Origin of the sequence: Limosilactobacillus difficilis (assembly GCF_947387495.1) — a bacterium.
Classification (GTDB): domain Bacteria; phylum Bacillota; class Bacilli; order Lactobacillales; family Lactobacillaceae; genus Limosilactobacillus; species Limosilactobacillus difficilis.
Window position 1 is genome coordinate 24,223 of the sequence record NZ_CANDNU010000009.1, and the last position, 21,404, is coordinate 45,626.

Annotated in this window: 17 protein-coding genes, 2 tRNA genes and 1 other annotated feature; all 19 genes read left to right on the forward strand. The window is 45.9% G+C overall.

All coding sequences use genetic code 11. The features are described 5' to 3' along the window. The first annotated feature begins 7 nt into the window (after window positions 1–7). Window positions 8–1,069 carry a methionine ABC transporter ATP-binding protein gene (locus tag QOR82_RS03020; protein ID WP_283583296.1) on the forward strand — a complete coding sequence of 354 codons (1,062 nt, stop codon included), beginning with the start codon at window positions 8–10 and terminating at the stop codon, window positions 1,067–1,069. Continuing rightward, window positions 1,044–1,751, forward strand: a complete 708-nt coding sequence (locus tag QOR82_RS03025; protein ID WP_408612907.1) for a methionine ABC transporter permease — start codon at window positions 1,044–1,046, stop codon at window positions 1,749–1,751. Before QOR82_RS03020 ends, QOR82_RS03025 begins: the two co-directional genes overlap by 26 nt. Before the next feature lie 1,075 nt (window positions 1,752–2,826). Beyond that, window positions 2,827–3,774, forward strand: coding sequence for a hypothetical protein (locus tag QOR82_RS03030; RefSeq protein ID WP_283583298.1), 948 nt, complete (start codon window positions 2,827–2,829; stop codon window positions 3,772–3,774). Continuing rightward, window positions 3,749–5,140, forward strand: a complete 1,392-nt coding sequence (locus tag QOR82_RS03035) for a hypothetical protein (RefSeq protein ID WP_283583299.1) — start codon at window positions 3,749–3,751, stop codon at window positions 5,138–5,140. The genes QOR82_RS03030 and QOR82_RS03035 overlap by 26 nt, the downstream gene beginning before the upstream one ends. A 191-nt stretch (window positions 5,141–5,331) precedes the next feature. After that, window positions 5,332–5,575, forward strand: a binding site (T-box leader). Between the two features lie 79 nt (window positions 5,576–5,654). Beyond that, the gene (gene asnA / locus QOR82_RS03040) at window positions 5,655–6,665 is read left to right on the forward strand and encodes an aspartate--ammonia ligase (RefSeq protein WP_283583300.1); all 1,011 of its coding nucleotides are present in this window, start codon (window positions 5,655–5,657) and stop codon (window positions 6,663–6,665) included. A 346-nt stretch (window positions 6,666–7,011) separates the two neighbouring features. After that, window positions 7,012–8,511, forward strand: coding sequence for a peptide MFS transporter (locus QOR82_RS03045; RefSeq protein ID WP_283583301.1), 1,500 nt, complete (start codon window positions 7,012–7,014; stop codon window positions 8,509–8,511). Window positions 8,512–9,033: 522 nt separating this feature from the next. Next, entirely contained in the window at window positions 9,034–10,143 is a 1,110-nt protein-coding gene (ald, locus tag QOR82_RS03050; RefSeq protein ID WP_283583302.1) for an alanine dehydrogenase, read from the forward strand. 30 nt (window positions 10,144–10,173) lie between these two features. After that, a complete protein-coding gene (tdcB, locus tag QOR82_RS03055) occupies window positions 10,174–11,220 on the forward strand; it encodes a bifunctional threonine ammonia-lyase/L-serine ammonia-lyase TdcB (RefSeq protein ID WP_283583303.1) in 1,047 nt (348 codons plus the stop codon). 25 nt (window positions 11,221–11,245) lie between these two features. After that, the gene (locus QOR82_RS03060; protein ID WP_283583304.1) at window positions 11,246–13,165 is read left to right on the forward strand and encodes an OPT/YSL family transporter; all 1,920 of its coding nucleotides are present in this window, start codon (window positions 11,246–11,248) and stop codon (window positions 13,163–13,165) included. Between the two features lie 27 nt (window positions 13,166–13,192). Beyond that, complete coding sequence (locus QOR82_RS03065; protein ID WP_283583305.1) at window positions 13,193–13,555, forward strand: PqqD family peptide modification chaperone; 363 nt, start codon at window positions 13,193–13,195, stop codon at window positions 13,553–13,555. Between the two features lie 79 nt (window positions 13,556–13,634). After that, complete coding sequence (locus QOR82_RS03070; protein WP_283583306.1) at window positions 13,635–15,062, forward strand: C69 family dipeptidase; 1,428 nt, start codon at window positions 13,635–13,637, stop codon at window positions 15,060–15,062. 98 nt (window positions 15,063–15,160) lie between these two features. Further along, entirely contained in the window at window positions 15,161–15,826 is a 666-nt protein-coding gene (gene sdaAB, locus QOR82_RS03075) for an L-serine ammonia-lyase, iron-sulfur-dependent subunit beta (RefSeq protein WP_283583307.1), read from the forward strand. Window positions 15,827–15,844: 18 nt separating this feature from the next. Continuing rightward, window positions 15,845–16,708 carry an L-serine ammonia-lyase, iron-sulfur-dependent, subunit alpha gene (sdaAA, locus tag QOR82_RS03080; RefSeq protein WP_283583308.1) on the forward strand — a complete coding sequence of 288 codons (864 nt, stop codon included), beginning with the start codon at window positions 15,845–15,847 and terminating at the stop codon, window positions 16,706–16,708. Between the two features lie 18 nt (window positions 16,709–16,726). Then, window positions 16,727–18,343: a bifunctional aspartate transaminase/aspartate 4-decarboxylase gene (locus QOR82_RS03085; RefSeq protein ID WP_283583323.1), complete on the forward strand. Its 1,617-nt coding sequence runs from the start codon at window positions 16,727–16,729 to the stop codon at window positions 18,341–18,343. Continuing rightward, window positions 18,344–19,204: a YitT family protein gene (locus tag QOR82_RS03090; protein ID WP_283583309.1), complete on the forward strand. Its 861-nt coding sequence runs from the start codon at window positions 18,344–18,346 to the stop codon at window positions 19,202–19,204. 114 nt (window positions 19,205–19,318) lie between these two features. Further along, window positions 19,319–20,362, forward strand: a complete 1,044-nt coding sequence (locus tag QOR82_RS03095) for a serine hydrolase domain-containing protein (RefSeq protein ID WP_283583310.1) — start codon at window positions 19,319–19,321, stop codon at window positions 20,360–20,362. A 77-nt stretch (window positions 20,363–20,439) separates the two neighbouring features. Then, window positions 20,440–20,522, forward strand: a tRNA-Tyr gene (locus tag QOR82_RS03100). Window positions 20,523–20,531: 9 nt separating this feature from the next. After that, window positions 20,532–20,603 (forward strand) — tRNA-Gln (locus QOR82_RS03105). Window positions 20,604–20,685: 82 nt separating this feature from the next. Then, the gene (locus QOR82_RS03110; protein ID WP_283583311.1) at window positions 20,686–21,330 is read left to right on the forward strand and encodes a hypothetical protein; all 645 of its coding nucleotides are present in this window, start codon (window positions 20,686–20,688) and stop codon (window positions 21,328–21,330) included. Window positions 21,331–21,404 lie beyond the last annotated feature (74 nt).

Here is a 21,404-nt window from a genome sequence, read left to right on the forward strand (position 1 = left end):
AATTTGCATGGCACAGCCAATCATCGATTTAAATAACGTTAGTGTGACCTTCAAACAGGGCAAGGAAGTCGTCCATGCGGTGCAAGACGTAAACTTGCAGATTCAGCCGGGCGATGTCTACGGGATCGTTGGTTATTCCGGTGCCGGCAAATCCACCCTTGTACGGACGATCAATCTCTTGCAGCAGCCGTCAGAAGGAAGCGTCACGGTAGATGGGGATATCTTTTTCAAGGATCATCAACAGCAAGTCAGCAAAAAGGAATTGCAGACTAAGCGGCGCAATATTGGGATGATCTTCCAACATTTCAACTTGCTAAACGAAACCTCCGTGATTGAAAACGTCCTCTTTGCGCTCAAACACAGCGACTTGGATGAGGATGCCCAAGAAAAGAAGGCCCTGGAATTGCTAGAACTGGTAGGCTTGAAAGATAAAGCTGATTTTTACCCGGTTCAGCTCTCCGGTGGGGAGCAACAGCGGGTTTCCATTGCCCGGGCTTTAGCCAACGATCCGAAAATACTGATTTCTGACGAAGCGACGTCAGCCCTGGACCCGCAAAATACAAACCAGATTTTGGACCTGTTAAAGAAACTGAATCGCGAGATTGGCCTGACGGTTGTCCTGATCACGCACGAAATGGATGCCGTTAAGCGAGTAGCTAACAAGATTGCCGTCATGGAACATGGCAAAATCATTGAGAAGGGGAAGCTACAGGATGTCTTCCTGCGGCCAAAACAGGAATTGACCCGGCAATTTGTCGGGGGCTCCCTGGCCGCTATCGACACGCTGAAGGCCTTTGACCTTGATCATCTAGAAGACGAGGAACTATTCCAGCTGGTTTACAACGGCAATAATGTCACCCAGTCGATCATTGTTGAACTTTACCGGCAATTGAACGTGGAAGCTAGCATCCTGTATGGAAACGTCGAGGTGCTGAGCGGCCAGCCAGTCGGAACACTCTTTGTCATCGTCAAGGGCGCTGATGAGCAGAGACAAGCAGCGGTAAAATTCTTAAATGATAACAATGTTACTGTAACCAAGGTTGATGATAGGAGGATTTGGAATGAGTAATCTTTTACCGAATGTAGTCCAACTCGGATGGGGCGGCGAAAACGGCTGGTGGACATCGATTGTCCAAACGCTCTACATGACCTTCTGGCCAGCTATCTTTGGAGGAATCTTAGGTTTGATTTTCGGAGTGGCCCTTGTCATCACCCGGCCGGGCGGCATTTTAGCCAATCGCTTCTGGTTTAATATCTGTGACAAGATTGTTTCGATCTTTCGGGCAATTCCCTTCATTATTTTGTTAGCCTTTATTGCTCCGTTGACCCAGCTGATTGTTGGGACGCAGATTGGGACGACAGCTGCGCTGGTTCCGTTGACCATTGGTTGCTTTGGCTTTTATGCCCGGCAGGTGCAAGTTGCTCTGGAAAGTGTGGACCACGGAAAAGTTGAGGCGGCTGAAGCTATTGGTGCTACCAATTGGGACATTATTAAGGACGTTTATCTCAAGGAAGCCCGTTCAGAATTGGTGCGGGTCTCGACGGTTACCCTGATCAGTCTGGTTGGCCTGACTGCCATGGCCGGTGCGATCGGTGCTGGTGGTTTGGGGAACACGGCTATTTCCTACGGTTACGACCGCTTTAATAATGACGTCACCTTGGTCGCAACCCTCTTGGTTCTGCTCTTTGTCCTGATTATCCAAGTAGTTGGTGACATCTTAGCCAAGCAGCTTAACCATCAGGATCGTTAATCGCCTATTAATATAGTAGAAAAAGTTAAAATTAAGAACCTTCCTTGGTATGGGGGCACCTCAGCTAGTTTAGCGAGGCGCCCTTTTTTGTCTGTGTTAGTGTGAATATTGGTTGTATATCCAGCTTATAAAAGGTTTTGCGTTTGAATATATACCCATCATCTTGAAGTCTCTTTCGGAGGGCAATGCCAGACGTTTGTTAGACATTAATGCTCGAAATAATCTATTTAATTCACTTATAGGTGCTAAAATTCAATTACTTACTTTTGATTGGCAAAACTAATGATAGAAAAAATGAACGAATTTAGAGAGCAAAAAGTAAAATATGCTTTTAATATATTTTAAATTATGTTATTAATCCTTAGTTAAAAGAACTAATGTCATTATTTAAAATAATCGTTTGATAAATAATCGATCAGATCACTGGGGCACAGCTGTTTCATAAAACGTTTTACTAATTACTTTTTAAGAAGAGCTTAAGAGTATTTAGCTATTAGGAACGACCGTGATCCTAGTAATCAACAGTACTATTAAGAACAAATCAGCGACAGCTTTAAGAAAATAATTTTAAGATGATAAAAAATGTTATTTTTGGACTAGACCTTCTAAAAAATAGTACTTTCTTTTTTATTTGGCTGATGATTAATTTAGATTGCGTTGTGGGCAAAGACAAAGGGAATGCCTATAAGAAGAACTTAGTTTGAACTGGTCGTTAAATTAATTAAACTTTTTTCGCCGAAAAAAACCGCAAAAATTATTATTTCCAGTCAGAAGACTACTAAGCAAAAAAGTATTTTTAAGTACGCCGAACCTAATAGACCATAAATACTAAAAAGCTGAAACACCGCCGATTGAGACTAATCAGCTCTGCTGTTTTTAAATTTTGACAATAAAATTTATAAAATAAAATGACTGTTAAAACCCGATAAACTGTTTAACCAATTTACCATTTGCTATTCCCATGTATATTTTGACTTGTTAAAGTACACCTGAATTTACGGGGGACAAGTTACAAGATTCGTGGTGACTTGATTGAATTGGTCAATCACCGATCTGAAATGGGGGTCAGCAAAAAATGAATGGTGCACGGGTAGTTTTAACAACGACATTAGCTGCCGCGGCGGCGTTAGGAATTAATGCCAGTCAGGTTCATGCTTCGACAGTTCAGCTTCATAATAATGCCACTGCTGTTCAGCAAGATGAGAGTGATCAATTGCTGGGAAGTTTTAACGCAGCGGTTGGACAGGCATATCAGCAAGCTGCTAATGCCCGCAACACAGTTGACAATGGGTATGCTAGCTCATTTAATAACCAGGAGCAAAATAACCAGAGTCAATATAATCGCCAACTGAGTTCAAATCAACAGAGTTACACTCAGGCGACGAACCTTTATAACCAAAAGGTTCAACAGATTAATAATAATTTGGCAGCCTCTGTTGTGAAAGCCGCGACGGTAATTCCAGCTAATCAACTTCAAGATACGGCTAATGGTCGTCATATGTTAGCTAAGTCAGCCAACAGTGCTGAATTTGCTAATTCGGACTTTGGTAAATTGAATGTGGAAGAATGGGAAGACGTCTTTGTCCACCATAATGACGGGACGCCTGACGATATCGTTAATACTGCTGCCAATCGGCTAACGTCGCTGGACCAGTTGCCGCTAACTTTTGAACCAGGAATGCTGGTTTACGATCCGGCAAATGATCATTCTGAAGCGGTCGACTTCAATAATGGCTTGTCCGATAGCCAGAAGGAAGTTTTGGAAGACCTGGCCATCAACTGGGTCGATCAGTTCCGGCAGACTGTCTACGATCAGTACCGGAGCTATTATTATGCAGCGCTGCACGATAGCAATGCGCCGCGTCCGCAGCGGCTGGTCAAGACAGCTGGCGGTGAAGCGATCGGCAATATTTTGTTGCGAATGCGCGAAGATGGGCAGCTTTCTGCTAACACCCACACTACTGACAACCTCAACACGCAAAACGTGGCCGAAAGCAATGCGGGAACCAATTCAGCTGAATGAATTCCACAATGCCGAGAATACTTATTTCGGTCTTTACAACGGCCGGGGGATTGATTGGAACTACCTGAAGCAACAGGGAATTACTAAATCTGGTCGGACCTGGATGGAGGATCTCTACCAGATTCAGGGCTATCATTCCACGATGCTTGCTTATGCAATCAGTCTCTATGACTCTCTGCAGTGCATGCTCTATGGAGAACTTTACAGCAATAATATGAACGCTGGCCGCACTGCCGGTGGTCATGCCGCTAATACCCTGAGTCCTTACTTGCGAGTTGTGACGGTGCGTTTTCAAAAGGAAAACAGTCACTTCTTCTCGCACCGTGACGGCCACCCGAATATGTCTGGTTTGGACTATGCCTACATTATCGACGGATGGGGCTTTGTGAATATGACCAGCATGAGTGCTGATCGACTGTATCAGACCACGTCGAACGTTAATAATGCCACTGGCTCCCGGATGTATGGTGGGGACGCTCAGTCGCTGGGAATTGTGAACAGCATTGACGCAGCTCAGCATAACATTTCGGCAAGCTTGGCGGCCCAGCGCAAGGTGAACTTGGCGAGTGCCGAAGCCATGTGGCAGACTGCCAAGAACAACGAAGCGTCATTGCTGAACCAGGTCGTCAGTGTTAATAACAACCAGCTAATGAACCTGACGGCCTCCCATGGTCGTAAGCTTCAGGCAATTAATGTCAACCTGCAGCAAGAGCTGAAGCAATTGCAGCAAAATTACTGGGATCAACGAAATGCGCTGAATAACGGGGACATCGTTCGGTTGGCTGCCTTAAAGGCGCAGCAGCAACAAATCCTTACCAATGCGCAAGCCGATAACAATGCGATTGTTAACAGTTCAAATATCGAGCCGACACTGAAACAAATTGGTTTGAATGTACCGATGGCCATGACATTGGCCAATACTGCTGAGGAAGCTCCGGTAATGGCCAATGGGATTCAACAGTTGGTTCGGCACCAAAGTCTTCTCGCTGCTGTTAAAGGGGAAAAAAACAGCCTCAACTTTGGCTCAGTGATGGTTCAGCTTCCTGCCGCCGGTCGTCAAGCCGTGAGTGGCAAGAAGTCAGTAGCAAAAGCCAGTCAGACTAACCCGGGTGTGGGGACACCGGAGTTTCAGTTGGCCAGCCTAGCAGCCGGGACAACGAAACTGGTTCAAGCTACTGATGCTAGCGTGGTGATGGGAAACCGCGCTAGTTCCTTAGTTCAAAAGGCTAAGGATACAGGGGCTTCAACGACTGCCCCCGTTGCTAGTCAACAAAGCAGTCGTCAGCACGGCCTTGCAGCCGTGATCGCATCCTTTGGAATGGTGTTGGCAATGTTTGGTTCAGCCGTATTAGGACGCAAGTTCTAATTAAAGAACCATAATGGTGGAGTCCAGGGGGACAGATAACCACCGAAAGGAATTTACTCTTGGCACTGGGAGCTTCCCAGCGCGTCAAGCTAGATCAAAGCAGCTGTTGAGGGAAGCAGCTGCTTTTCTATATAAAAATCGAAAAAGGCCTTGCATTTTTGATGAAGGTGAGTAAAATAATAGTCAATAATTAAAAGACGATGAGAAAGCAGAGTAAGATTTCTAATTCTGATAGTGATTCGGGGGTAGTGAGAACTCGAAAGACACTGGGAATCCGAATAACCCTTTCCCGGATCGCAGTCCCAAATGCTTAGCAGAGTAGGATGCGCCGTTACCGGAACGTTACCACCGGAGAGCATGATTGTGCTCGTAATGAAGTTGGCCTGCTTAGAGGTAGGCAACTAGGGTGGTACCGCGAAGTCCTTCGTCCCTATTGTGGTGGACGAAGGACTTTTTTTGTTCTCCGTCCACGTTAAAGTTGTTGTTTAGCTTTGTCTGAAAAGGAGAAATGATTATGAGTTTGATTTTACCTAAAGATTATGATCCACGTCTTTCAGTTCGTGACACGGAACGGGCCATTCGCTACATTCGGGAAACTTTCCAGGATGAAATTGGCAAGGAATTGAATCTGCAAAGGATGTCAGCACCGATGTTTTTGCCAAAGAGTACGGGGCTGAACGACAACTTAAACGGTGTTGAAAGTCCGGTTTCCTTTACGATGAAGGACATGCCAGGGGAGACTATTGAAGTGGTACACTCCCTCGCCAAGTGGAAGCGTTACGCGCTGAAACGCTACGGCTTTAAAATGCATGAAGGACTCTACACCAACATGAACGCCATCCGGAAAGATGAAACACTGGATAACTTCCACTCCGTTTACGTTGACCAGTGGGACTGGGAAAAGATTATCGCCAAAGAAGAACGGACGCCGGAAACTCTCCACAAGGTAGTTCGTAAGATCTTCAAAGTGATCAAGCATATGGAACACGAAGTTTGGTACAAGTTCCCACAGGCTGTTTACCACTTACCAGATGACATTCACTTTGTCACGACGCAGGAACTGGAAGATAAGTATCCGGATCTCGAACCAATGCAACGGGAAGAGAAGGAAGCTAAAAAGTGGGGCGCAATTTTCGTAGAGAAGATCGGGGCACCGCTGAAGCGTAGTGGCAAGCCGCATGACGGCCGTGCACCTGACTACGATGACTGGGAACTCAACGGTGATATTGTTTTCTGGTATGAACCATTGCAAACACGCCTGGAAATCTCCAGTATGGGAATTCGGGTGGACGAAGACGCAATGCGGCGTCAACTAAAGGCGGCCGGTTGTGAAGACCGGAGTGAGCTACCATTCCACAAGATGCTACTGGAAGGCAAGCTGCCATACACAATTGGTGGCGGAATCGGTCAATCACGTCTGTGCATGCTGCTGTTGGGCAAAGCCCACGTTGGTGAAGTCCAAGCTAGTGTTTGGCCGCAGGACATGATCGACCAGTGTGAAGCAGATAACATTCATTTGCTGTAGGACAAACATTACAATCATTGGGACTGAGAAAGTTAGCTGACTTTCTTAGTCTCTTTTCTTTTAAGAGTGATCTTTTTTAATCTAAATACTGCTAATCTTAAGGAAAGGAAAGTGCAAAACATTTAAAAATAAAGCGTTTCCAAGGGCTGACAATGAAATGGTTAAGCACAAGTGTCGTTATTTTCATCAATAATTCTCATCTGTTACTCATGGTTATTTGAGCTTTTTCTTAATATTTAGTATAATATTCATATGTTTATTCGTTGATTATTTCACAAATGTGTGACATTTGACGGAATAGTTGACTTTGGAGAACTAATATTTTATAGAAGGGTTTTGAATTAAATTGGGGAAAGGAAAAAACCTAGACACAGCTTTCTTCGGGCAACCGCGGGGCTTGTCGACACTGTTCTTCACTGAAATGTGGGAACGTTTTAGTTACTACGGGATGCGTGCCATCCTTTTGTTCTATATGTATTATGCGGTCAGTCGAGGCGGTTTAGGATTTGATCAGACGACTGCTGCTTCGATCATGTCAATTTACGGTTCAATGGTCTTCCTATCCGGGGTTGTCGGTGGTTGGCTGGCCGACCGGGTTTGGGGCAGCCGAAAGACTGTCTTCTACGGCGGGGTCCTGATCATGTTTGGTCACATTGCCCTGTCATTGCCGCTCGGCGCCGCTGCCCTCTACGTTTCAATCGCTTTGATCGTGATTGGGACTGGGCTGTTAAAGCCTAACGTTTCCTCCATGGTTGGGGATCTCTATTCAAAAGGCGACAACCGGCGTGACTCCGGTTTCTCAATGTTTGTCTTCGGTGTTAACTTGGGTGCCGCGGTTGCTCCGTGGGCTGTGCCGTGGGCCGCTAATGGTTTTGGCTTCCACGCCTTTGGTAACACGATGAACTTCCATGCCGGCTTCTCATTGGCCGCCATTGGGATGTTCTTCGGTTTGCTTCAGTACACGATCGATGGTCGGAAATACTTGAGCCAGAAGAGTCTTTATCCTGAAGACCCGATCGACAAGGACAGTTTGCATAAGATCACTCTCTGGACTGTGATCGCAGTCATTGCCGTTGTTGTTATTCTGGCTCTGATGGCAGTTATGGGCAGTTTTAGTGTCAATAACATCATCAGTTTGATCACGATCATCGCCATTGCATTGCCGATCATTTACTTCATCATGATGCTCAACTCCAAGAAAGTAACGAAGACTGAACATTCACGGGTCCTCGCTTACATCCCACTGTTCATCGCGGCAGCAGTTTTCTGGGGGATTGAGGAGTCCGGCTCTGTTGTGTTGGCCCTGTTTGCTCAGAAACGGACGATTTTGCATGTTGGTAGCTGGCACTTCGCCGCTGCTAACTTCCAAACGTTGAACCCACTGTTCATTATGATTTTGACGCCATGCTTTGTTTGGCTTTGGGATCACTGGAAGAAGCAACCGACGTCACCGACGAAGTTCGCAGCCGGTCTGGTTTTTGCCGGTTTATCCTACGCTTGGATGGCCTTGCCAGGAATTATTCATGGTACAACAACGGGGCGGGTTAGCCCGCTTTGGCTGGTCGGCTCATGGTTCCTGTGCGAAATTGGGGAAATGCTGATCTCGCCAATTGGTCTTTCCGTCACGACGAAATTGGCTCCGGAAGCTTTCAAATCACAGATGCTTAGTATGTGGTTCCTGGCGGATGCGGCCGGTCAAGCCGTCAACGCACAGATTGTTAAACTTTACAGTGCGAACACAGAAATTGCTTACTTCCTGGCAATTGGGGTTGTCTCCGTTGTCTGTGGCCTGATTCTCTTCAGTCTTTCGAAGAAGATCAGTTCGCTTATGGAAGGCGTTAATTAGAATTAATTCACAATGAACTTATACCCAGTTGTCTGCTAGCGTTTTGCAGAAATGCTAGTTTGGCAGCTGGGTATTTTATTAGTCTTAAATGGTAGCGCTTTAGCAAATTCTAATAGAAGTGGTGAGTAGTAGTCCAGTTCGAGTTGGCAAAAGTAGTAAACAAGCTCGTTTGATGCTGTTTTAACGCTGTTTGCTTGGCAAATAGCGCTCTGGACGGCATTTGCGGGTAGATGAAAGATTCCTCTTTAAAATTCAATTAATTTGGTAAGAAAAAGAGTAGAAAGAATTAAAAAAATACTAGAAAATTAGTAAGCACCTGATTACTTTTCTGTAAAATATTTTTTTCACATAATTTAATAAAAGCATTTACCACAATGATATCACTATTTCAGTAACAAAATTAATTGTTTTTATTTCTTGTAGTTCTAATTTTGTGAAATTGATTCTTGTATGCGCTTACGCTATATTAAACATGCCCGGGTAAGAGAAATAAAGCACATTTAAAGCGAGGCGTGATAAACGATGAAAGTCGGAATCGTAAAAGAACATAAAGCTGGGGAAGGTCGTGTCGCTGCCACACCTGCAAATGTCAAGAAATTAATTGATGCTGGGACTCAGGTTATGGTTGAAGACCAAGCCGGAACTGGATCTGGCTTTGAAAATTCAGCTTATGAAGCGGTCGGCGCCAAGATTGTCAGCCATGAACAAGCATGGGACGCAGACTTAGTTGTTAAGGTTAAGGAACCTGAACCTGAAGAATACAAGTACTTCAAAGAGGGTCAAGCCATTTGGGGCTTCCAACACTTAGCTTCAACTCCTGACACGGTTAAGGCAATGGAAAAAGCCGGAGTAACTGCCATTGGTGGTGAAACAATTGTCGAAAATGGTCAATTAGCTTTGTTGAAGCCGATGAGTGCTATTGCCGGTCGTCGTTCAGTGATTATGGGAGCCTACTACCTTGAATCTCAGCACGGTGGTGAAGGAATTCTACTGCCTGGCATTCCAGAAGTGAGCGCCGGGAAAGTGGTCTTCTTCGGTGGTGGCAATGCCGCTGTTAATGGTGCTGAGTTGGCCCTGTCGATGGGTTGCGAAGTTTCAATTATTGAACTGAAGCAAGAACGGATCGACTGGTTGAATGAACACTTTAAGGGTCAAAAATTCACAGCTATTAACTCAACACCAGAAAATCTGGCGGCTGAGATCAAGACAGCTGATGTCTTCATTTCTACGATTCTGATTCCTGGTGCTCGGCCACCGAAGTTAGTTACTGAGGACATGGTAAAGAGCATGAAGAAGGGCAGCGTTCTGATCGATGTCGCTATTGACCAGGGGGGAACGGTAGCAACGATTGATCACCCAACGACAATTGAGGATCCTGTCTTCACTAAGTATGGTGTGATCCATTACGCAGTTCCTAACCAACCAGGTGCTGTTCCACGGACTGCTACGATGGCATTGTCTAGTGGCAACATCAAGTACCTGCTTGAGATCGCTCATGACGGCATTGATAATGCCATCAAGCGTGACGAAGCCTTGGCTAGTGGTATTAATGTTTACCATGGCAAGGTTGTTAATGAGGGATTAGCTAAATCTGTTAATAGTGATTACCATCAATTGACTGATTTGATGTAATGATTATTAGCAAAGAAAAGAGGATAGACCATGGCTAAGGAAAAAAACTTATCTTCTAACCACACAGGCTTTATAACATTGCGCGATGCTTGGGGAGCTGGCCACTTAATTCACCATGTTGGTACCGGCCGAGTTACTCCAATGATTGAATCAATGTTTTTAAGCCGGACTGTTACTGGAGGAAATGTTTTCCTGAAATTGGAAAACATGCAGTTGACTGGTTCATTTAAGTTTCGTGGCGCCTTTAACAAGATCATCCACCTGACGGATGAGCAAAAGAAACGCGGTGTGATCACTGCCAGTGCCGGTAATCATGCCCAAGGTGTTGCATTAACCTCTAAGCTGCTGGGGATCAACGCAACAGTTGTTATGCCGACTGGTGCACCAATTGCTAAGCAGAAAGCGACAGCAGGGTACGGCGCAAAAGTCGTTCTGCATGGGGACACATTTGATGAATCACGTGCCTACATGGAGAAAAAAGCTGCTGAAGAAGGTTTAACAATTGTTGATCCTTACAATGATCAAGATGTGATTGCTGGCCAGGGCAGTATTGGGATTGAAATTATTCGTCAATTATGGGACGTTGACACCGTTATTATTCCGGTTGGTGGTGGCGGCTTGATTTCTGGGGTATCTGCTGTTTTGAAGAGCTACAACCCAGATATTCATATCGTCGGTGTCCAATCAGAAAACGTCCACGGTATGACTGCATCACTTGATGCCGGCAAGATCACGACCCAGAGCAATGGCAAGACTCTTGCCGACGGGACGGCGGTTGCCACTCCTGGTGATATTACCTTTAAGTACGCTCAAAAATTTGTTGATGAAATGGTTCTGGTTTCTGAAGAAGAAATTGCCAGTGCCATGAAAGACTTGATGCAGCGGACGAAGATTATCACTGAAGGGGCAGGTGCTTTGCCAACAGCAGCTCTTGAGGCTCACAAGATTGATGACAAGTGGTTGAAAGATAAAAAGATTGTGGCCTTAGTTTCTGGGGGGAATGTTGATCTTGCCGATGTTTCTAAGAATATCGACCATTTCTTTGCTGATGATCCTGATGGACATTTCCTCGGCTAATGCCTAGTGGTGAGGAGGACTAATTATGAAAAGCGCTGCTTCAAAAGCTGCGGAAAAGAATAATTATAAGCCTTATGTCACCGATGGTAGTACGAAACATGGTGGAAGCGGAGTCATCTTATTGATGGGGGCTATTTTAGCCGCTATCTTCTCTGCCTCTACTGCTTATTCTGGGATGAAGGCCGGCTTAACTGTTGCGGCTGGGATTCCGGGTTCAATCATTGGTGCAGGGCTTGTTGCAGCTTTTGCAAAAAGTAAAGGTATTTTAGGTAAGAACATTCTGCAAGGGATGAGTTCCGGTGGTGAATCCATTGCTAGTGGGATGATCTACGTTTTGCCAGCCATCATTATTATTGGTGGTAAGGTCAACTTCTTGGCAGGGATTATCGTCGGTTCGCTGGCGGTTCTGTTTGCCATCGGGATTGCGAGCCTGGTTCAGAACTACCTCGTTGTTCAAGAACACGGTAAGTTAATTTACCCAGAAGCTGTTGCCATTAATGACGCGCTGGTCACCAGTGAATCTGGTGGTGATTCACTGAAGTTCATGGGGATTGGTTTTGCAGTTGGTGGCATCATTACGATGCTCACCACCCAGTTCTTCAGTTTGGTCAACAGTACGATTAATTACGTTGGGAATGCCAGTTATCGCTGGAAATGGTCAACGGAAGTTAACCCAATGCTGGCTGGGATCGGTTTCGTTATCGGGATTCAAGTTGCTCTGACGATGTTTGCCGGCAGTTTCTTGGCTAACTTCGGGATTACCCCATTGATTTGTTACTTCACTCACTTAGCTGGTTCTGGTGTTCATGTCTGGAATGACGCTTCCATCACTGTGAAGACGATGAACGTCGATGCGGTGGCTGGCTCTTACAGCCGTTATATCGGTGCTGGGATGATGCTTTGTGGTGGGATTGTTGGTGCCATTAAGTTGATTCCAGTTATTGGCACTTCCATCAAGCAAACTATGAATGCTAAGGGTGAAAATGATGGTTCCAAGAGCAATCTTGGAATGATCGGTCTGTTGATTGCTATTATTGCGATCTTCTTTGTTGGATTCTTTATCTCTGGCAACATTCTGATGGCCATTGTTGGCGGTATTTTATCACTGCTGTTGGCCTTGCTGTTCGTGATCGTTTCTGCACGGATGGCCGGAACGATTGGCTGTTCAAACAACCCGGTTTCTGGGATGACGATTGCCAGTCTGGTTATTATGACTCTCTTCTTCGCCATCTTTGGCTGGAAGTCTAACGCCCAGACGCAAGTTCTGCTGATGTTCGGTGTATTTATTGTGACGGCTATTTCCGTTGGTGCTGCCTATGTCCAGACCCAAAAGGTTAACTACTTAGTCGGCGGTAACAAGAACGAAGTAACGCGTTACTTCATGATTGCTGCCATCATCGGTGTCATCATTGAAGTCGGCACGACGGTTCTGCTGGAACCTCAGCTGCGAATTCAGGGTTCTAACCCACCGTTTGGTCTGCCACAAGCCAACTTGATTGCTACTTTGACCAGTGGGATTCTTTCTGGTAACCTGCCATGGGTTATGGTTATTGTTGGTATTGTGATGGGACTTGTTTGCCAGATGGTCGGCCTATCAATTATGACAGTTGCCCTTGGTTTCTACCTTCCAATGTCCACCACGACGGTTATCTTAATTGGGGCCTTACTGCGGTTCTTCATTGAAAAGGTTACTAAGGACAAGGCTTTGCGCAAGACCCGTGTATCACAAGGGATTTCCTTATCAACTGGTTTGATTTGTGGTGGTTCTATCCTTGGTTTGGTTGGGATCATTCTCCACGTTACTGGCGTTCTTAAGGACAAGACCCTTACCGGTTTTGCAGCAGGGAACGGCGTTGCCTTTATCCTCTTAATCGTTATGATTATCGGGACTGTTTGGCCGCTGCTGACTATTAAACACGCTGACAACGCTAACAGTAATGACTAATAGCTGATAATCAAAGGAGGCACTGCTATGAAAAAGGCAGGTGATGTTTATACGGAAGATGATTTGAAGCAAATGGTGTATCGCAAGAATGATGAGTTGCTCTTCAAAAAGAAAAAAGGGATTGTGACTATTATTCGGGAACAAAATCACCCAATTCAAAATTTCGTTCGTAAATATCTGCACTTTCGGATTCCAAAAGAGACGTATCTTGAACTGGATCGGTATGGCAGCTTCGTCTTTTCAAAAGTGAATGGAAAACGCAGTGTCTACCAGATCGGACGCGAATTAGCTCAGGAATTTCCTGAAGCTGATCAATATCGTTATACTCGTTTGTTGATGTACTTAAATCAAATCTCCAATAATGAACACCTAATTATTAAGGTGAGTTAATAGCAAAATGTTCTAATAGATGAAGTATTCCTAAGGAAAGCTATGTGTGTTTGTGAGCACACAATAAGGAGGAAATATCATGATTGACCGTTTAGAAAGATCTGCATGTACTTCAATGATGGTTGGTAAAAATGCTTCAACTGATGGTTCAACTTACATCTCACGTAACGAAGACCGGCTGGTTGCAATCCACCCAAAGCGCTTTACGGTAATGCCTGCCGTTAGTGGTCGCCATGAAACTTATGTTTCGGCTTACAACAAGCTGACTGTTCCGCTTCCGGAATCTGGTTACCGTTACACCTCAACTCCTGATGCACACCAGGACAAGGGCCCTAACGAAGAAGACGGGTTCAACGAAAAGAATGTTGGTGAATCAGCTACCGAAAGTGTTTACGCTAACTCACGTGTCCTTGCATTTGACCCATTTGTTAAGAATGGCCTGGCTGAAGACTCAATGACCACTTTGGTACTGCCATACATTGACAGTGCGCGTGATGGTGTTCGTTACCTCGGCGAACTCGTTAAGAAGTACGGTTCAGCCGAAGGTAACGGTGTTCAATTCAATGACAAGGACGAAGTTTGGTACATGGAAATCGTTACTGGTCACATGTGGGTAGCTGTTCGGATTCCGGACGATTGCTACGCTGTGGCTGCTAACCAGGTTGCCATCGAAGACATCGACTTCAACGATCCTGACAACTACATGTGGGCTGACGGAATTCAAGAATTCGTTGAGGAACACCATCTGAACCCAGACCGTGACCGTTGGGACTTCCGGCACATCTTCGGTACAAACACTGAAAAGGACCACCACTACAACACGCCACGTGTATGGTTCGCACAACGTTATCTCAATCCAGAAATTGAACAAAACCCAGAAGACACCGAGATGCCATTTATTCGCAAGGCTAACCGGAAGATTGATGTTGAAGATATTCAATACATTCTGAAGTCACACTACAACGAAACTAAGTACGACCCGCTGGGTGGCGGCAACGAACACGACCGGAAGACTTACCGTGCGATTTCACTGTCACGGACTGCTCAATCACACATTCTTCAAATGCGTGACTCTGACAAGCAAGGGGACGCCGGTGTTCAATGGATCGAATTAGGTGTACCGAGTTTCTGCCCACACGTTCCATTCTTCACTAATGCCAACGCAATTGACCCATCATACAGTGAGTTCCCTGACAAGATGGACCTCAAGTCAGCTTACTGGCTCTACGAAGCATTGGCTGAAGTTGTTGAAGGCCATTACGCAGAATTCATTGAAGAAGATGAGGCTTACCAAAAGGACCTCAATGAATGGGCAAAACGGATGATTAACAAGGTTGACGAAGACACCAAGGACATGAGCGGTGACAAGTTAACTGAATACTTAACTGAACAGAACCACAAGATTGCTGAACACTACAACAAGGCAACGAAGGATCTGCTCTTCAAACTGCTGACTGAAGGCACTGACCTTTCAGACTTGACTTTCAAGATGGATCCAAACCTGTAAATTGCAAGTATAGGTAGTTGATGAGGTAAAAAATAAACCGCTAGTTCCCTGTGAGCTCAGCGGTTTATTTTATCGATAGTTGTGGAAAGGTTATTGCAATGAAAGACTTAAAATTTAAAAGCATTTTTGACATCATTGGTCCAGTAATGGTCGGACCAAGTTCATCGCATACTGCTGGAGCTGCTAAAATCGGTAAAATTGCCCGTAAATTATTTGGTGAAGAACCATCAGATGTACGGGTGCACCTTTATGGATCCTTTGCGAAAACCTATCGCGGCCACGGGACTGATTTGGCCATCTTGGGTGGTGTTTTGGGAATGACCCCTGATAACGTCGACCTGGCCCATTCACTTCAAGTGGCGAAGCGGAAGAAGATCAAGGTTGTTTTCATCCCGAGTAGTGATGAGGTGCCTTATCCTAACACCACTAAAATCGAATTGATCAAGGATGATCACCACTTATCGGTTACTGGCGAATCGATCGGTGGTGGCAACATTCACATTAGCAAGATTGATGATTTTAAAGTCAATTTGACGCCCGGTACCAATACCTACGTCATTATCCAACACGACATTCCGGGGATGGTTGCCTCTGTTTCACGAATGTTTAGTCAAAATAACATTAATATTGCAACGATGACGGTAAGCCGTTCAGGTGAGGGGGACAAAGCCCTGATGATTATTGAAGTAGACGATGTTCATAAGGGGATGGCAAGTCAACTTCGTTCCTTCCCTGGCGTGATCAGCGTAAACTATTTTGACTAGTGCGGGGGTGAAGAAGAGATGTTTTATTCGATTAAGGACTTGGTTCAACAGGCATCCCAGGAAAAATCATTGCCTGAATTGATGCTGAAAGTCGAAGAGGAGAACACCGAACGCAGTCGGGAGGACATTCTCAAAATTTTAGACCATGATTTGGCAGTGATGAAACATTCTGTGGCAGAAGGTGTCAAAGGTGTTAAGTCAGTTACCGGCCTCAGTGGTTTTGACGCCAAAAAGATGGATCAGTATCTGGCGGGAAAGCATGGAATTTCCGGGTCCCCGGTTCTCAAAGCCGTCCGCAATGCGATTGCGGTCAATGAAGTCAATGCGAAGATGGGGATTATCTGTGCGACCCCCACTGCTGGCTCAGCGGGGGTTTTAGCGGGAACATTGGTAGCCGTTAGCGAGGAGTTATCACTGAGCCACCAGGACCAGCTAGACTACCTGCTCACTGCTGGTGCTTTTGGTCTTGTCATTGCTAATAATGCTGGGATTGCCGGCGCCGAAGGAGGCTGCCAGGAAGAAGTGGGTACGGCTAGTGCAATGGCGGCTGCTTCCATTGTGCTGGCAGCTGGCGGCACGATTGAGCAGGCTAGTGCGGCGGTAGCGATTGACCTGCAAAACATCATGGGCCTCATCTGCGATCCGGTCGCTGGCTTGGTGGAAGTGCCATGCGTGAAACGCAATGCCATGGGGGCTAGCCAGGCGATGGTGTCAGCCGATATGGCTTTGTCGGGGATGACGAGCATCATCCCAACAGACGAGGTCATTGAAGCGATGCGTAAAGTCGGTCTTCGAATGCCACTAGCCTTCCGTGAAACGGCGGAAGGTGGTTTAGCTGCTACGCCGACCGGCAGAAAGTTGCAACAACAGATTTTTAAATAAGTAGTGGGGGTGATGATGATGGAACGACAGCAAGAAATTGAATTAGAGCGGTTTGGTGCGTTTGAAGTCGGAAAACGGATGCTAACTTTGGCACACCACCATCACCACAATAACCGAATATTAAATGCAGGGCGCGGTAACCCTAATTGGATTAATACCAAAGCACGGCTAGCAATGGCACGGTTGATTGAGTTCGGCGTCAGTGAATCAAACCGGACGATTTGTAGCGGTGACATGGGCGGTTACGTTGAAGAGGAAAAGATCGGCGAACGTTTCCGTCAATTTGTGGATCCGCAACGGAGTGTGGACCAGTTTTTGTTGAAGTCGTTGAATTTTGTTCATGATCATTTTGGGATGTCCGAAGACGACTTTCTCGCCGAAATGGTCAACGGGGTAATTGGCAATAATTACCCGAATCCCAGCCGTGTTTTGAAAAATACGGAAATCTTATTGAACCAGTATCTCCAAAACACCTTGTATCACGAACATGATCTGGCGGGCCAGACTGAACTCTTTCCAACTGAAGGTGGATCAGCAGCAATTGATTATATTTTTCATTCCTTGGTTGAGAATGAATTAATCAAGTCCGGGGATAAGATTGCTATTAATACACCGATCTTTACACCATACTTGGAGATTCCACGGCTCAATGACTACCAGTTGGTTGAAATGAATTTACGTTCCGAACGTGAAAACAACTGGCAAATTGACCCGAAAGAATTGGCAAAGCTGAATGATCCGACCATTAAGGCCCTCTTCATTGTTAACCCAACGAATCCGGCCTCTCACGCCTTTAGTCCAGCGGCTCTGCACGCAATTGCCGAAGCGGTCAAGCGCAATCCGAAACTGATGATTATTACTGACGATGTGTACGGTCCTTTTGTCAAGGACTTTCAGTCGATTTATGGGATTGCGCCACACAATACCCTTCTCGTATATTCCTTCTCAAAGTTATACGGTGCCACAGGCTGTCGCTTAGGGTTGATTGCTGTCAATAAACACAATGTTTTTGACCAATTGATTCGGGAGTCGCCTGCTGACAAAAAGAAACGTTTGCAAGAGCGCTATAGTATTGTGACGATGGATCCGGATAATTTCCACTTTATTGACCGGATGGTAGCTGACAGCAGATCAGTTGGTCTTTATCACACGGCTGGTTTGTCTACGCCTCAACAAATTCAAGAAGTGTTGTTTGCCCTGACTGACTTGCTAGGCAATGGAGTTCATGACGATTACATTCAACGAGCTCGGCGGCTGGTCAGTCAGCGGTCCCGCGACCTGCACATCGGTCTGGGGATGACTAGCGACGACCATGATTTAACTGGGGATGCTAAATACTACTCTCTGATCAATCTTTACTCCTTAGCTGAAAAGCGATTTGGACATCCATTCCGTCAGTACTTAGAACATCACTTTGAACGAATCGATTTTCTGGTCCAGTTAGCCGAAGAAAACGGTGTTGTTTTGATGGACGGTGTCGGCTTTGGTAGCCGGCCCGGTGAAATTCGGATTTCTAATGCTAACTTGCCAACAGAAGATTACCGCCTGATTGGCCGGCAAGTGGGCAAACTCCTGGCCAGGTACTACCAACGCTTTAAAAAGCAGAAAGAAGAATCACGGTCAGGAAGTGATTAAATGGCAAAGCAATTGAACTGGAAAACTTTTACGAAGCGTACACTGATTGCGATCCTCTTCGGTTTTTTAGCAGCGATTGGGATTAATATCTTCTTAGTGAATGCGCATTGCTACACGTCGGGAATCACGGGGATCGCCCAGGTTATCCAGGCGGTGATGCAAAGCAACGGGGTAACCGTGAGCTTGAGTTTGCTGATGGCCATTCTCAATGCTCCTCTCTATATCTTTGGGCTCTTCGTCTTTGGTTGGCAGTATATCGGTTTTTCATTGCTGACTCTGGTGTCTAATATCATCTTTCTGAAGATCATTCCCGTAGTTGCCTTTGTCAAAGATCCGCTGACCAATACGTTATTGGGGGCAATTCTGCTAGGCATTGGCGTTGGACTCTGTTTTAACAACGGCTTTACCACCGGTGGCACTGATATCATTGTGACTTATTGCCAGACCCGTTTTCACCGAAAGGTCGGTTTCATTAATAACATTGTCAACGGCGGAATTCTCTTGGCTTCGCTGTTATTCTTTGGCCCTTCCAAAATCATTTACAGTACTATTAGTATCATCGTGACCAGTTTTGTCATCGACTATGTCTTCACCTTGCAACACGACATTTCTGTTACGATCTTCAGCAAGCATCCCAAGCAGTTGATTGAACAGTTGAAGAGCTTCGAACACGGAGCGACGATTTTGAACGGGACCGGGATCTATACAGATGAACCAACCACGGTCATTTTAGTAGTGGCACAGGCCCCCCAATTGAAGTATCTGGAACGGCTGGTGAAGAACGCCGATCCGGATTCGTTCGTCTGTGTTTCCAATACGACTGCCGCGGAAGGCCAGTATAATCGGGCCCTCTTCCAATAAAAGTCATTAAAAAAGGTTAACGTTGACAGATTGACGTCGCAATCAAAACTTGATTGCGGCGTTTTGTTGTATCATCATAAGCAGTTGTGATTTTGAGCGGGGAGGCGATGAGAAATGGGTAAAAAGCTGTGGCTGGCATTGGGATGTATCTTTTTATGTATTTGCTGGACGACAACAGCATCTGCCAATATCGGGCAGGCTAATTCGCGGCGCTTACGGGAGGCTAAACGGATTAAACGAACTCTCCACTTGTCAGATGCCAACGCAATCGTAATGATTTCCAATCGATCAGGTGATGAGCAACCGATGACGGTCCGCAATCGTTCCTGGGAAGTGCATCGGCAAGACCAGTTGATTACGCCCCATCGTCTCTACCCGATTGCTTCCCTCCAGAAGGTTTTCACTGGACTGCTCACCCAACGATTAGTTCAGCAGCAGCGGTTGAGTTTGCAAAGCCGTCTAGACCGTTATTACCCGACAGTGCCGTTTGCCAGTCAGATTACGGTAGAACGGTTAATGACCCACACTAGTGGTTGTGCTGATGTTAAGTCGGCACGGCGCCACTATTTGCCAACGGAAGCGGACCAGATGCACTATGTCTTGCGCCATGTCAAAGTTAAAGACAGTTTTAGCTGGCACTATTCCAACGCGGATTTTGCCTTTCTATCTGGTATTATTTCGCGGATCAGTGGGAAACCTTATCATCAAGTGCTTCGTCAACAATTGTGGCAGCCATTGGGCTTGCACATGAAATTCTATAATGAAGTTGGGCCGGGCCAAGTGGTGCGGGCGGTCCACCCGGCGATGCCAACGTGGCGGACGATCCGTGATGATATGGGGGCAACTCCCGGCAGTGCCGAAGTCTTTAGTTCCCCGGCGGACTACTGGAAGTTTCTTAACTGGCTCAGCTCCGGTTCACCGTCACCATTGTCTCGTTTGATGGCACACACTCACCAGCCGATTCCGTATTATGGAGGGATCTACAATTATCACGGTTTGGTACACGCGAATGGTTACGTGGATGGCTACTTTTGTACTTTTTATGTTCACCATCACGAACGGATGCTTCTCATGACTGATAATCTGAGTTTCATTCATGCAGAAAGTCTGAGTAATCACATTTTTCACGACATTTTCCCAAAAAATCATCGACATTAGAAATTTATTTAAATTTACCCTTGAATTTTGATGGGGAAGTCTGTATTATACTTGTTGTGGTTAGTTTTAATCGCCATGGAGGGGTAGCGAAGTCTGGCTAAACGCGATGGACCGTAAATCCATTCCTTCGGGTTCGGTGGTTCGAATCCACTCCCCTCCATTTCATCATTGGGCTATAGCCAAGTGGTAAGGCAACGGTTTTTGGTACCGTGATGCGCTGGTTCGAACCCAGCTAGCCCAACTGCCAGAGCTGTGATTACATTATGTAGTCACAGCTCTTTTTTTTTAATTTATCGAAATTTGACGAAAAAGGAAGGATTAAGATGCCAAAGCAGGGACAGTTTGCTGCCAGCCGACGACGGAAAAAAATTAAACAATTCAAGGTAAAGCGGCATGATTCGGGGCAAATGATCGATCCAGAACAGCTAGTGGATTTTGTCCTCGTTCGCTTTGCTTTGACGACGAAGCGCCGGATTGCAAAAGATCACCAGGAAAGCGAACAGCGCTTTTTACAAGAATTGGTGCCAGCCATCCGTGAACAGCAGGGGGATGTGCGAAAAGCTATCAGCAAGCTTTTGCCCCAGATTCGAACGAGAGTGCCGTGGCAGTTTTTTCGGCAAGTTGCCAGTGATTGGCCGTTGGTGGCGCACTTTATCAAACGCGAGCTGCCGGCAATCCCCGTTAAAGATCGGTTCGTGGTTTTTAACTTGCCAGATGAGGGGCAGTTTAATCAGTTGGTGGGCAACGCCCTGGCTGAACAGGCGGCGGCGCTGACAATGCTCAATACCAAATTGCCGGCAGTGATGCGTCAGCAAATCGCCCGGTCGATCAAGGATAGTGTCGTAGGAAATGGCCAGGTGGACTGGCGGCGGGTAGCTCAGCTCTTTAAGCCAATTCCTTTCGACAGTTCGTCTGCACCTGACATGGCAACTCGGCAGTGGCTGGATGATTTGCAAAAAACAAATTGACTTGCCGATTTTGATGGATCGTGTTTATAATGGAGTATCGTTTTGAGGGCTATGGCGGAGTTAAAATCGCCATA